Source organism: Methanobacterium spitsbergense (genome assembly GCF_019931065.1).
Classification (GTDB): Archaea; Methanobacteriota; Methanobacteria; order Methanobacteriales; family Methanobacteriaceae; genus Methanobacterium_B; species Methanobacterium_B spitsbergense.
In genome coordinates this window covers 1-14,491 of the sequence record NZ_JAIOUQ010000007.1, presented here as the reverse complement: position 1 = coordinate 14,491, position 14,491 = coordinate 1, and the positions used below count along the sequence as shown (strand labels likewise).

Genomic DNA, 14,491 nt, shown 5'->3' with positions numbered 1-14,491 from the left:
GATTTATCAAATTACCTACCCCTGAGTGATACCATGAGAGATATAAACGTTAATAAAGAATTATCAGTAATTGTTATACCTGACAAGGTCTTAGTACACGAGACTAAAATGACCTTGAAAATTGGTAAGGAAGTTGGAAGCAATATCTACAAAAGAGTTGCAAATGATGATTATTACGCCATTGCAGTGGCTGTAAAAGAAGATAATGCAGAAGGATTATATTCCGAATCTGATTTATACAATGTAGGAACATTAATCAAAATAAATAACATCAAATCAATGAGAGATTTCTATCAGATAATGGTAGAAATAGTAGAAAGAGTTGAAATAGAAGAACTCAAAACTGAAGGTGTAAACTACAGAGCATCCTACAGATTAATCCCAGATATTATAGACCTGGATCCTGAAGACCAGAAAGAAATCCTAGATCATATAAAATACCTTGTATCTGAAATCAGTCAAAACTTCAAAGGTTCAAAGGCCTATGTCGAACAGGTGAATAAATTTGATGATATAACAAAGGTTATTGGATATGTATACCCTTACATGCGATTATCAATATTTGAAGAACAAGAATTATTGGAAATACGTTCTTTAAAGGAAAAAAGTCTAAAATTCCTGGATATTCTAATCGATCAAAAGGAATCAATAAAATTCCAGATGGAAATGGCTGCCAAGTTCAACGAAGAAATGAACAAAAACCACAGAGCAAATATGCTCAAAGAACAGCTTAAAGCCATACAAGAAGAATTAAACGATACTGAAGGTAGAAGTGGGAAGAAAGATTACAGAGACCTGATCGAAGAATCAAAAATGCCTGAAGAAGTTAAAGAAGCAGCACTCGATGAAGTGCTCAAACTTGAAAGACAAGGCCCACACAGTTCTGAAGAAAGTGTAATCAGAAATTATCTTGATCTCTTAACCACCTTACCATGGGGTAAAAGCAAAATTAAAGATATTGATATTGGAGCTGCAAGAAAATTGCTGGACGAAGAACACTACGGACTTGAAAAAGTTAAGGATCGTATAATACAGCACCTTACAGTGATGAAATTAAAACAAAACAAACAAGGTTCAATACTTCTATTAGTAGGACCACCTGGAACTGGTAAAACCAGCCTAGGTAAAAGTATAGCAGAAGTTTTAGGCAGAGAATATGTGAGAATCAGTCTCGGTGGAGTCAAAGACGAAGCAGAAATCAGAGGACACAGAAGAACATATCTCGGAGCATTACCTGGTAGAATAATACAAGGAATGAAACGTGCAGGGGAAACAAATCCAGTATTCATCTTAGATGAAGTAGATAAATTAATGGCAGCTTACAACGGCGATCCTGCAAGTGCACTTCTAGAAGTTCTTGATCCCGAACAAAACGACAGCTTTTCAGACCATTATCTTGACTTACCCTACGATCTGTCAGATGTTTTCTTCATTGCAACAGCAAATTCACTTAGAGACATTCCAGGACCATTAAGAGACCGTATGGAAATCATAGAAATTGGAAGTTATACAAGCCATGAAAAATTCAGAATTGCAAAGGATCACCTAATTTCAATTGTGCTTGAAGAACATGGATTAGATGAAACTCAACTACAAATCGATGACGAAGCATTGAAAACCATAATTGAAAAATACACCAGAGAAGCCGGAGTAAGGGGAATTAAACGTCAACTATCTGCAGTTGCAAGGGTAGCATCTGAAAAAATTGTTGTTGGAAAAGTTGATCTTCCTTATGTTGTTAAAGAGGACATGCTCTACGAAATACTTGGCCACGAACTTACCCAGTACCACAGAGCAGGTAAAAACAACCCCCCCGGAGTTGTAACAGGCTTAGCTTGGACTCCTGTAGGAGGAGACATACTTTTCATCGAAGGTGCTTTCATGCCTGGAACTGGTAAATTAACACTTACAGGACAATTAGGTGATGTAATGAAAGAATCAGCCAAAATATCCCAAACACTGATTCGTTCAAGACTTGCATTCAACCTTAAGAAAGCTGAATTTGAGAAGAAGGATTTACATATACACGTACCTTCAGGAGCAATTCCTAAAGACGGTCCATCAGCAGGTGTAGCATTATTAAGTACCATTGCATCACTTGTAACAGGCCATGAAGTTGATCCTAAACTGGCAATGACCGGTGAAATTTCACTCAGAGGTGCAGTACTACCTGTTGGTGGTATTAAAGAGAAGGTAATTGCAGCACATCGAGCAGGAATCGAAAGAATTATCCTACCAAAGGAGAATTTAAAAGATCTTGACGATGTTCCAAAGGATGTTAAGGATGAAATAAAATTCATACCCGTTGACACAGTGGAAGATGTTATAAAAGAAACAATTGGTATTGAACTTCCAAAACCAATGATGCTTGAAATGACATCAGACCATGTACCTGGAGGAGCCGGAGTATAAAAATATCACTAAAATGAGGTTTATCTTTTTTAGGAGAAATGCTCATTTTTTTTATATTTTTTTTAATAGCTAAATAAATTTGATTAAATATCTATTTTTATCTAAAACTGATTGTTATTTTAATGACTCTGCAATGTTCAATAATTTTTTTACTGTTTTTAAATTTCTTGTTGTTGAAGTGACCTTTAATTGTTTCTCAAAAAAATTGTTGTTTAACTTAGTTCTCCCGTACCCATCCGGTAAGAAAAGATAGATTTCCTTTGGATAATTAATAATTTTATCATTTTTGTTTTTCATTTTAGAATCAATTTTAATTTTTATATCATTAAATAAATCTTCTGAAGGAATATTTGATAGAAATGTAATGTATGTATGATTGATATCCTCTTTTTTTAAGGGATTTTCATTTATAATTTTTTCTAATTCTTCTTTTGTTCTAATCACTACTGCTACGTCAAAACCTAAAGTTTCTTTTAATTTATTCTTAATTTTAATCTTTAATTCATTTGTATCAATGTTTTTGAACTGGAATATTACATTTCCACTTTGTATGTAAGTTTTTACATCTTTAAAGTTTAAAGATTTGTAAACTTCCTTTAATTCATCCATCTTAACCCGTTTAGTTCTACCAACGTTAATTCCACGTAGCATCGAAATATAGGTTTCCATGTATAATTATTGGAGGTAAATGATAGAAATTTTTTTCTTTTAGTGATTCAATTCTTATTCAATTTAGAATAATTAGAAATATTTTTTCTTGATATTATTATTGCCAAACTAATGTTTTACCTATAAATTCGCTATATGATTTTAGTTTTGAGTATAAAACATCTAATTCAACATAATTGAGAGTTCTAAAATAATTTGTTGAAACAATTATTTCCTCTCTTATTTTTTATATTAATATTCATTATTATTCAGTTTATGGTCAAAAAACTCATAATTGTATTAAAAATTGTCCAAAAATGAAAAAATTTTATTACATACTCTTGCATGTTTCTTAAACATTAATCTAACATCTTCAATTTATTAGAGATAATAAAACTGTTCACTCCGAACTGCTTGATTACATTACGAACGCATGGAGAAGCTTAAATAATTGCCAAAAGATATTAATTTTGTTATTGTCAATTATGAGAAGGAGATCAAATGAAATTTTATACAGGCTTAATTTTTATAATTATAGGTATAATCGGCTTTTTGATGACATGGATTGTTAAAGATCCAAGTAATTATTTTAGTCTTGGTGCTATTGGATTTATTGTAATTGGAATATGGGCAATGTTTTTTGATTCTAACAACCCAAAAAAGAAATTTGATAATAGAGAAATAAATTACGGTAATAATTGCATGAAAAGTAAATATTGTGATATGAAAATTTTTAATGGATATGAATCTGAATGTAAATTTTTAAAAATAAAAATTGATAAAAATCATATTTGTGATTTATTTAAAAACCAAATTCTAAAAATTAAATTAATATATTTTTTCTGGATACTTTAAATTCGGATAAAATGAAGAATGAAAGATAATATGAAAATATCTTGGATTTTAATAAAATCTTAATTTCCATTTAAAAAAATTGAAGGAATTATTTTAAGTAATACTCAATAAAATTTTATTTTTCAATCCAACCTACATAATTAATATCTAACCTTTAATTATAATTTTAAGCAATTTAATAAGGTTATTAAATTTAGAAAATCTTGAAATTTACTTCGTTAAATTTCACTATAACGAAGTAGTTATAATTTCAGCATGGCCAGAGTATATTTTACTATAACGACTTGGAAACACTATAACGAAAGCATACCATTAAATACTCTTCTATAACGAACTTGAATTTCAAACAAAAGAATCTGTAAAATCTTATTATGTAATATTACTTATGTTATAAAATATAATATTAATTTGTAGATTCTTAATATTTTTTAATCACAAATTATTAATATATTTCAATGATTGGAGATATTATTTAGAAAATCTAAATTTATGGTTTATTAAAAATTAATTTTTTCTCGAAAAAAATACATTTATTCTTCCAACTACATTGACCACATATTTCCATTAGACTATCATGATCAATGTTTTTATTAACTAATCTTAAAGCGTCAAGTATTTGATATACTTGATTTTCTTTTAATAAAGCCTTTTTGATTACAAAATTGTCCAATTCATCCATTCCGAAATGTGAATTCTGGTCCCGCTTACATGAAAATTTGCATTTATAAGGACAGTGCAAACATATTTCATCTGTTTTTGTAACAATTCGAATTTCAGTTGAAGGATTTGAATTTAAAAAAGTAATTATCTTCCCCATATGCCTTTCAAAGTCTTTACTGTAACCATAACCTTGAAATCCTTGCATACAAAGAAGATGATGGGCTCTGATCCATATGGGATCAGAATATTCTCCATTTTCCATTATCAATCAGATTATCTCCTTCATTGAAGGATTCTTTAGGTGTCACAGCCTTTGAAAGCGCAGCTGCTCCCCCAATTTTGATTAGATCACCAATCAGAAAGGGTAATAAACCCATTGCAAGTAATGTCCAAACTCCAGGCACTGCACCATTTACAACATATAACCAAGCACCCAATCCAATCAAACCAGGTATATAGATAAATGCAAAGTTTGAAACTAGTAATAAAACCAGCATTGACTTAAAACCTCTAGCATTGATGTAATTATCTGAAAAGTATCCTAGGAATAATGCTGTTAATATAAATCCGATTAAAAAGCCACCTGTAGCCCCAGTAATTACCCCAATACCTCCAGTCATTCCTGTAAACCATGGTACACCTACAAATCCAATTAACAAATAGATTACCATGCTTAATCCCCCCCAGTATCTTCCAAGAAGTATTCCTGCAATTAAAACTGCAAAAGTCTGAGCAGTTATAGGTACAGGAGTCCATGGTAGCGGTATAATTATTTGTGCCATAAGTCCAGTAATACATGCCATGAAAAATGCCATTACTAGTTTGTTAGCATTTGAAGTTTCAGAACGCCATTTGAAAAGTGAATGTCTCTTTTCAAAGTAATTATCAATTGTTATCTCCATTAAATTCCTCCAAACATTATTAATAAGTTAAACTTATTGTCTAAAATTAATGTGAAAATCGTTATAACTTAAAGAAAACGATTAAATATATTTGGATGGTAAAAAGGGTTTCCCCACCCCAGAAAGGAACCTATATGAGTTCCCTTTAATTGTTAGGTTAAAATATTATAAATACTTTTTTTCTTTGATCTACTTTGATTATTTGATATTCAAAATTTTATTAAGGAATCTGAACCATTTCAAATATTGATATTTTGAATTTATTCTATTTATCAAATTTCTGGATTTTTATAAATTATTATTCAAGAAAAATTTTCAATCTTTTCTATGTTTTATTTGGTCATTGATCTGGGATTTAGGATATATGAAAAATAGAAAAACTTATCAACACATGAATTTGTATTATTTGAGGTATATGTCCTCTTTAAAGTAGAGATGTTTTTGCAATTTTTGTACATTAATAGGATTTTTTACTAAATTTAACATATTATTACTGATTCAACTTGAAAAAATATAATTTAGAAAATAAAAAAAATCTCAATAAATTATCATACAATCCATAAAAAAATAACTAGTTTTTGGCACGATCATAAACATTTTTAAGGGTATGCATATCCACACTGGTATATATCTGTGTAGTACTTAGATTAGCATGACCCAAAAGTTGTTGTATGGCTCTAATATCAACACCATTCTTTAACAAATGTGTTGCAAATGAATGTCTTAATATATGAGGAGTTACTCTTTTTTTAATACCTGCAGCTTTTGCATAGTCTTTAATCATCATTTGAATATATCTAGGAGTTAAATGATTGCCGGATCTGTTAACAAAAAGATAATCACTATGATCTCCTCTTTTTAAAATGTAACCTTCGAGTAATTCCTTAGTTTCTTCATCAAAAAGAACAATCCGATCTTTTTCCCCCTTTCCCCTAATTCTAAGAGTTCTATCTCTTAAATCAACACTATCACTATGAAGTTTAACTAATTCTGAGACCCTTAGACCAGAAGAGTATAGTAAAGCTAATATAACCTTGTTTCTAAGTTTTAAAAATTCTGAATGTTCTGATTTAACCCCTTCATCTCCATTTTTATCCATAGCATTAATTAAATTGATTACCTCATTTTCATTGAGAGATTTAGGGAGAGATTTTGTTCTTTTAGGAGTTTTAACATCTTTTAGGACCCCAATACCACCAAATTCAAAGAATTTCTTTGCAACAACTGTTACAAGATATATATAATTTTGTGAAACATTTTTTTCACGTTTCAAGTAGCGTATGTACCTTTTAAATGCCCTTAAAACAAGTCTTTCGTCGTAAAGATCTTCTTCTTTTTGTAAAAATCTGTGAAAATTATTAATTATAGACCGGTACGTTTTGATGGTGTTCTTAGAGTAGTTCCTTATCTCAAGTTCAATCAAATAATCTTCTATCATCTCCGGAAAGTCAAAGGCATCTAATATATTCTCTCTAAGAATATAATCTGATTCACCAGGAACTGCTCTTTGCAAATTTGCTGAACCTCCTTCTAGATTTTTCCAGTGTTGATTTGGGTAAGGATTCATGTTAGTGTGATATAAGTTTAATTGAATTTATTATTGATTTTCTGATAATTATTATTGTTGTATCTTTGGTCTTGTTTATATTTTTTTTGCGTTTATATTTTTTTTGAATTCATTGTTTACATGTAGCTTCTGTCAACGTTTTCATTTGGATTATTAGTTTTTCCACTACCCATATGTTGAGAACTTGATAGATCCTTATGCATAGCATTTTCATATGATTTGTATCTTTTAATTATTTGATCTTCAATTGAAGTAGCATTTTCTATGGCAAATGACATATGATTTTCACCTATTAGATCACTCCCATCCATAACTGCCATGTCTCCAGCCATACGCACAACTCCACCTAGATCTCTTAATCTAAGTGTTAATGAGTTTTTTTTATCGTCTATTGCCTCAGCTCTTCTCCTTGCCTCTCCGATCAATAGTTTAATAGAATTTTTAGTTGCATGAGGAATCTTACCATCCATTTTTATTTCCTGAGCAACAAATTGAGCAATTTTAGACTGATTTTCTTCAGTATCTGGCATTGTAGTGCGCATGAGGATTTCATAACCCTCACCTTGGATTCTTGAACGTAATGGTGGCAATATATATTGAACATCCCTCATGTTACATGCGGCTATGAAAATAAAGTCACATGGAACATTATCAACTTTGACAGAGCTTCCAGCACTTTGTGGATTTCTCCCAACTATTGGAAATACCTTATCCTGCATAGCACTGAAAATATAACGCTGCAAAGGAGCGATATGCACTATTTCATCAATAAAAAGAACACCTTCATGAGCTTCGTGGATTGCTCCAGGAACTACACGTTCATATGGCTGTGTTCCAAGTTCAGGATGTCCTCCATATGGATCATGGCGAACATCTCCTAGAAGTTCTGTTTCACTTGCTCCTGTAGCCTGAATGAATACCTTCCTATCAAGTGGCACAATTACATTTTTAGGCTTTTCTTCTACCAGCTCTCTTCTCTTTTCAAGTGCATGCTGGTCAAGTATCTTTATACTTTCGCCATCTACACGTTCGTAAATAACAACTTCCTCTCTACCATTTTTCAATCTGGTTGTTGTAACCCTTTCTTGTGGTATATTTACAGAGCCTTCATTCATTTCAAACATACCTAAAAGATCGCCTAAATGTTTTCTCCGGGCGTTTATATGTGAGTATTTATCAGCACCACATTTAGGGCATATACTTTGATATGCGTTATTGTATCCTCCACAATTGACACATCTAAATCCTAATCTATCGGCAACAGCTTCTGGTACATTTTCAGGGTCAACTAAATTGCCTTCTGCCCTTTCAAGATCTATTTTCTCGTTTTCCATCTCTTTGCGTGTTTTTGTTTCGACAAATGGTCTTTCAGGTCTTTCAGGATTATTTACAACGGTTATTTCTTCATTGGGATCTGCTAGATGAAATGATATTGCTTGTGCTATTAATGATTTTCCAATTCCTGGAGGGCCTACGAGCAAGAGGTTTCTTCTTTGTTTTGCTGCGATTTTAACGAATTTTATAATATCTTCATGTCCAATAACTCTTTCAAGGGGATCTTTAGGTATAATTATGTCTTTTGTAGTTGTTATATCTCCTAAAAACTCTTTTTTCATGTTCACATACATAAAAAATACCCCCAGGGATTAGATCGTAACTTACAATCTATCCCTGAATGTCTTTATCATCTATCCTAATTCCTTGATGTATTATTTAACATCAAATCAATTAAATTTATCTAGTAATTACTTTAATAGGGCTTGGTTTTTTTACAACTTCGCTCATTCTAACAGCTACTATATGTTTTAAACCCTTTTCTTTGGCCATATCTATAAGTCTTTGGCTTATGACTCCGTCAAATACAACTGCATATGCACTGTTGTTAACAGTTTTAAGTTCATCATACAGATTTTCAACTTTGACTTCTTTTAAGATGTTCAATGTGTCGTCCAAAATTTCTGCATTTCCAGATCCTTCTAGATCTTTTAATATTCCCTTTAATACCGTGTTCCTGTCTGGGCCCTTTGGTTCAACCTTCTCAACTTTAACGCCCACATCTTGATAAATCTGTTCTACAGGAATCTTATCCCTGAGAGCTACCATTACCTCATCTTTAGTAAGGTCTTCTACTTCTTTTCCTCTTGGTGCTCTGGTAACGTAATCAACTTCTCCAACTTGAAGCAGTTCCTTCAATATAAGATCTCCACCTCTATCACCATCAAGGAATGCTGTAACTGTTTTATGTTTTGTTAATTCTGCAACAGTTTTTGGAACACTTACACCTTCCACAGCAATGGAATTTTTAACACCATAACGAAGGAGATTTAGAACATCGGCTCTACCCTCAACAACTAGTATTGCATCTGAAGATATTACATTAGGTCCTGCGGGAAGTCTTTCATCACCATATTCTGCAATTTCATGTATTCTCATTGCTTCCTTGACTTCCTCTATCATTTTGAGGCTTTCAGGAGTTACTTCCTCCATCATTCCTTTGTAGAGTTCTTTTGCCCTGTCAACAACTTTTCTTCTTTTTACAGCCCTGACATCTTCAACCTTTGAAACTTGTATATAAGCCTCGCAAGGTCCAACCCTATTGATAGTTTCAAGTGATGCAGCTAATATGGCTGTCTCCACCCGGTCAAGACTTGATGGTATTACTATTTCTCCTTTAGACCGGCCTGCTTTGGAATTTATATTAACTTTTATCCTGCCTATTCTTCCTGTTTTCTGTAATTCTCTTAAATCAAGGTCATTGCTTAAAAGTCCCTCTGTTTGGCCAAAAATTGCCCCCACAACATCGGGTTTTTCAACAATACCATTAGCATTAATTTGAGCGTGAATGAGATATTTAGTTGTACTTATTTCTTCTTTTCCCATTTTTGGGCCTCCCTTCATGTATTAGATACTTGTAATGATATTAGTAATATCATGCCATTGGGCATCAGTATCTGAAACAGAAATGCTGATGATAGTAACTATCATTTACACCATTTGGGCATTCTTCGAGTTCTAATTGTTTCATATGTCTTGGGAGGCTCTCAATATCTTTAATAAATTTACGGGTAATACCCATGATCTTTCTCCGTATCTCAAGATTGGGGTAAGAACCAAGACTTTGTATATCCTCAGCAAGTCTTTTGGCAAGTTCTATGCCTTTTTTATCAAAGTCAGTAAGTATAATTACTTTAGAGGATGATTCTGCCGCTATCTCTGCTATTTCGAATAATTTTAATCCTGAGCCTGAGACTTGAATGAAATTGCCATTTATACCAAGATATTTTAAAGCTTTTTCATCTTTTTTTCCCTCGATAAGTATTGGCATTCCCTGCTCCGCACAGATCTTGAGTTCCTCCATAATACAAGACAATTTTTTAAAACTCATTTGTAAGCCCTTTTTATGATGTTGAATAAGTATCTACAAAATATTATAACCTAACTCATATATAAAATTGAAGTAAATAAAATGGTTATGAAGAAATGCCAGTTATCTCTCTTTTAAACCATACAACTCTTTAAAATCCATATTAATGATAATTCTGAGTTCCTATTAAAAAATGGAATGTTTTATGTTGATCCTAATAAAGTATAATCTCAGAATTAATCATAAAAATAAGAAATGCTTAATGTAAAGTTTAAATATTTTTGATTCAAGAGTTATATTACTGTATATTTTAAATACTTTAAAATTTAATTAATAAATTTAAAAAAAATTCGGAGGAAATGAAAGTGGCAAAAGGCCTAATAAGAATAGTTCTGGACATATTAAAACCTCATGAACCAATAATTCCCTCATTTGCTAAATATCTAAGTGAAATACGTGGAGTTGATGGAGTTAATATCACACTTATGGAAATTGATAAGGAAACTGAAAATATCAAAGTTACAATGCAGGGAGATGACTTGGATTTTGATGAAATTACCAAAGCCATAGAAGAATATGGTGGATCAATTCATAGTGTTGATGAAGTTGTTGCTGGAACAAAATTAATTGAAGAAGTTACAACTCCTCAGGATTGATTTTTAATGGATAAAAAAGGGAAAATTATGAAGGGGAAACTCTCTCCTGAAAATTTTTTATTTCAATTTTCGAATAAATCTTCAAGTTCAAAGTTATCTAGCTCAACCTTAACAACATCACAGGTATCGGATGCAATGAGAAATATAACCGATCAAACTGGGGTTCTTGAAGGATTAAAACCTGTAAAAAATAGTTTCAAAATTATGGGTAATGCCACAACTGTAAAAACCTCTGCCAATGACTGGGGAACAGTTATAAAAGGCATATATGCTGCAGAAAAGGGAGATATCCTGATTATATGTTGTGATAATGATGATCCTGCAGTTTGGGGCGAAATGGCATCTACGACTGCCCAAATAGAAGGTCTTTCTGGAACTGTAGTTTATGGTGCCAGTAGAGATGTTTCAGGAGTTAAAAAAGTAGATTACCCTGTATTTTCGAGGGCTATTATTCCCAATGCAGGAAAGCCTCTGGCAGAAGGAAAGATTAACATTCCAATCATATGTGGGGAAACAACAATACACCCCGGTGATCTTATAATTGGGGATGAATGTGGTGTTGTCTGTGTTCCTCATGAAATAGCTGAGGAAGTCTTCAAAGAGGCGTATAATATATTAAGTAACGAAGACAATTTAGTGCTTCAGCTTAAAAATGGAAAATCATTTCTAGACATTTTAGATATTAAATAATGAAATAATCAGTTAATTACTTAATTTTAGCATAATTAATTGGTAGTTATAAGATTGATAGATAACTTGATATATGACCCCCACTATATTTTTTTAAGATGCAGACTACTTCTGACTTAATAAGCGACCATAAATGGGAAATAATCGCAACTATAATAATTGGTGCTTTTATAATTTTTATAATCTCATTTGTTGTTGGAATACAGGATATACTAGATGTTTTAAGTAAATCAAACCCTCTAATTATATTAATTGCTTTAATTTTAGAGATCGTGATTATTGGTGCATGGACTGTTCGCTGGTCTCTGATTTTGAAGGTTATTGATAAATCTCCCAGATTTAATAAGTTATTTGTAATGATGTTCACTAGTTTATTTGGCAATAACCTTACCCCCGGAGCTGCTGGTGGTGAACCAATGCGAGCATATTTATTGAGCAAGTTTGAGGGAATTTCATTCGATCTTGCTTTTGTTTCTGCAAGTGCCGACAGAGTTTTTGAATTTTTTCCATTTGTGCTTGTTTCGGGTTTTGCTGTTTACATGATTTCAACTTGGAATATTGGTTTCTGGAGTTCTCTCTTCATAAGTTTTCTAATAATTATAACCATGTCCTTTTTCGGACTTTTAATATATGTAGGTGTTAAAAGAGAGATAGCTGAAAGGATTATACTTTCTATTGCCCGTTCTTTATTCCCATTCTTCATAAAGCTTACAAAAAAGGAATTAACTTTTGCTCAAGTTACAGATCAAATTATTTATTATGTAGATAGATTTTCAACAGGATTCGCAACAGTCCTTCAAGACCATAAAATGTTTACATTAGGACTTGCCATCTCATTCGCAATGTGGGGTACGGATATGTTGAGAATGTACCTTTGTTTTGTTGCTGTTGGATCATTTCCCCCTATTATTCCTATGATAATCATTTATACAATAGGAATTTTGATAACTATTCTTCCAACCATTCCGGGAGCTTTGGGACTTCGTGAAGCAACCATGGTTGGACTTTTTCTAGTAGTGGGGGTTCCTGCAGATATTGTTATTGCTGCAAGTTTGATTGATCGTATTGTAAGTTATTTAATGCCTACAATAGTAGGGGCATTTACAACAGCTTATTATGGTAGGCTTCTGAAAAATAGCGATTCAAGCTCTTCTTAATCCATAATAAAGGATATGTCATCTATTACACCTCGATTTCTACTTTTAAAACTATCGAAATGTTTAAATATAAGTTCTTTCGACAATAAATATTATATAAAACTTTCGGTTTGAGGGTAGGGTTAATGAAACAACTGGGAAAAATATCACACATCTCCAATAGGAACAGGGTCATATTAAAATCTGATCAAACACCGGGTTTTGGTTTGTCTGTTTTTACAAAGGATAACAAAAAGTTTGGGACTATTTATGATGTATTTGGTCCAACAAAATGTCAATATATCTCTGTAAAAGTCTTTGCAAAAAATTCTAGAAATCTTGAAAATCGAGTTGGAGAAACTTTGTACATATCCTCAAAAAAGATAGAAAAACGGGGGCGACGGAAACGAAGGACGAAATGAAACACGATGTAGTTGAGGACGAAAATTTGGAGCCAAATGTTTCAGAAAAGGAACAAATGAAACAGGACGTTTCAGAAATTGAAAAAATTGAAACTAAATGCCCAGAATGTGGCTCTGATAAACTTATAAATGACCATGAACGTGGAGAAATAGTTTGTGGAGCATGTGGCCTTGTTATTGATGATAATTTGGTAGATATGGGTCCTGAATGGAGGGCATTTGACCATGAACAACGTGATAAAAGAACCCGAGTCGGTGCACCAATAACATATACAATACATGACAAGGGACTCTCAACCATGATCGACTGGAGAAATAAAGATATATACGGTCGTGACATACCTGCCAGAAATCGTGCACAGTGGTACAGGCTCAGAAAATGGCAGAGAAAGATCAGAATATCCGGTGCAACCGAAAGAAACCTTGCATTCGCTCTGAGCGAATTAGACCGGGATTCATCAAGATTGGGGCTTCCAAGAAGTGTTAGGGAAGCTGCATCAGTAGTTTACAGGAACGCTGTTGAAAATAAGCTAATTCGTGGAAGAAGTATTGAAGGAGTAGTTGCAGCATCACTATATGCAGCATGTAGAAGATGTAATGTTCCAAGAACACTTGATGAAATAGCAGAAGTCTCAAGAGTCAGTAAAAAAGAAGTTGGAAGAACTTACAGGTTCCTTACAAGGGAACTAAACATTAAACTGCCCCCAACATCACCAGTTGACTACGTTCCAAGATTCGCAAGTGAACTAAGCCTTTCAGGTGAAGTTCAGTCAAAAGCTATAGAAATAATTGAAAAAGCAATGGAAAAAGGGCTTACATCGGGAAGAGGACCAACAGGTGTTGCTGCAGCAGCATTATATATAGCATCTGTACTTCTAGGTGAAAGAAAAACTCAAAGAGATGTTGCAGACATTGCCGGTGTTACAGAAGTAACCATCCGTAACAGATACAAAGAATTAACTGAACAGCTCGACATGGGTGTAACTTTATAACTACACCATCAATTTCTTTTTTATTTTTTGATAAACTTATTTTGATTTAAAATTTTTTTTATCTTTCAAAGTATTATGAATATTAGATTTTTTAAGCAAAAAATAAAAAGTAAGTTTGGTTTTAATTTTAAATAGAGGTAGTCTCATAAATTTTTTTATATTTTTGGAATTTTTGGATTTTTTTTAG

The 14,491-nt window shown here is 32.4% G+C and carries 14 protein-coding genes; 7 read left to right on the top strand and 7 right to left on the bottom strand.

Features of this window, described 5'->3' with window-relative positions:
• The first annotated feature begins 33 nt into the window (after positions 1-33).
• On the top strand, positions 34-2,412 hold the full coding sequence (gene lon, locus K8N75_RS05655) for an endopeptidase La (RefSeq protein ID WP_223791140.1): 2,379 nt from the start codon (positions 34-36) through the stop codon (positions 2,410-2,412).
• Positions 2,413-2,526: 114 nt separating this feature from the next.
• Here lon and K8N75_RS05650 read toward each other — a convergent pair whose 3' ends face one another.
• Entirely contained in the window at positions 2,527-3,081 is a 555-nt protein-coding gene (locus tag K8N75_RS05650) for a DUF1697 domain-containing protein (protein ID WP_223791139.1), read from the bottom strand.
• A gap of 480 nt (positions 3,082-3,561) precedes the next feature.
• On the opposite strand from K8N75_RS05650, the gene K8N75_RS05645 reads away from it, so the two are divergent.
• Entirely contained in the window at positions 3,562-3,915 is a 354-nt protein-coding gene (locus K8N75_RS05645; RefSeq protein ID WP_223791138.1) for a hypothetical protein, read from the top strand.
• 487 nt (positions 3,916-4,402) lie between these two features.
• On the opposite strand, the gene K8N75_RS05640 is transcribed toward K8N75_RS05645, so the two are convergent.
• The 6 genes from K8N75_RS05640 to K8N75_RS05615 form a co-directional block, all read right to left on the bottom strand.
• Entirely contained in the window at positions 4,403-4,837 is a 435-nt protein-coding gene (locus K8N75_RS05640) for a DUF1284 domain-containing protein (RefSeq protein ID WP_223791470.1), read from the bottom strand.
• A complete protein-coding gene (locus tag K8N75_RS05635) occupies positions 4,815-5,477 on the bottom strand; it encodes a biotin transporter BioY (protein WP_223791137.1) in 663 nt (220 codons plus the stop codon). The genes K8N75_RS05640 and K8N75_RS05635 overlap by 23 nt, the downstream gene beginning before the upstream one ends.
• A gap of 571 nt (positions 5,478-6,048) precedes the next feature.
• A complete protein-coding gene (gene xerA, locus K8N75_RS05630; RefSeq protein WP_223791136.1) occupies positions 6,049-7,044 on the bottom strand; it encodes a site-specific tyrosine recombinase/integron integrase in 996 nt (331 codons plus the stop codon).
• Between the two features lie 116 nt (positions 7,045-7,160).
• On the bottom strand, positions 7,161-8,672 hold the full coding sequence (locus K8N75_RS05625; RefSeq protein WP_223791135.1) for an ATP-binding protein: 1,512 nt from the start codon (positions 8,670-8,672) through the stop codon (positions 7,161-7,163).
• Positions 8,673-8,778: 106 nt separating this feature from the next.
• Positions 8,779-9,924, bottom strand: a complete 1,146-nt coding sequence (gene dnaG, locus K8N75_RS05620) for a DNA primase DnaG (protein ID WP_223791134.1) — start codon at positions 9,922-9,924, stop codon at positions 8,779-8,781.
• 64 nt (positions 9,925-9,988) lie between these two features.
• Complete coding sequence (locus K8N75_RS05615; RefSeq protein WP_223791133.1) at positions 9,989-10,429, bottom strand: toprim domain-containing protein; 441 nt, start codon at positions 10,427-10,429, stop codon at positions 9,989-9,991.
• A 344-nt stretch (positions 10,430-10,773) separates the two neighbouring features.
• Between K8N75_RS05615 and K8N75_RS05610 the strand changes: the two genes are divergently transcribed.
• From K8N75_RS05610 to K8N75_RS05590, 5 genes are all read left to right on the top strand, one after another.
• On the top strand, positions 10,774-11,064 hold the full coding sequence (locus tag K8N75_RS05610) for a DUF211 domain-containing protein (protein WP_197050654.1): 291 nt from the start codon (positions 10,774-10,776) through the stop codon (positions 11,062-11,064).
• Between the two features lie 27 nt (positions 11,065-11,091).
• Positions 11,092-11,754 (top strand): RraA family protein, encoded by a 663-nt coding sequence (locus tag K8N75_RS05605; protein WP_223791132.1) that lies wholly within the window; start codon positions 11,092-11,094, stop codon positions 11,752-11,754.
• A 98-nt stretch (positions 11,755-11,852) separates the two neighbouring features.
• Positions 11,853-12,911: a flippase-like domain-containing protein gene (locus tag K8N75_RS05600; protein ID WP_223791131.1), complete on the top strand. Its 1,059-nt coding sequence runs from the start codon at positions 11,853-11,855 to the stop codon at positions 12,909-12,911.
• 125 nt (positions 12,912-13,036) lie between these two features.
• Entirely contained in the window at positions 13,037-13,312 is a 276-nt protein-coding gene (locus K8N75_RS05595) for an H/ACA ribonucleoprotein complex subunit GAR1 (protein WP_223791130.1), read from the top strand.
• Between the two features lie 56 nt (positions 13,313-13,368).
• Positions 13,369-14,304 (top strand): transcription initiation factor IIB, encoded by a 936-nt coding sequence (locus tag K8N75_RS05590; protein WP_048192275.1) that lies wholly within the window; start codon positions 13,369-13,371, stop codon positions 14,302-14,304.
• The last annotated feature ends 187 nt before the right edge of the window (positions 14,305-14,491 follow it).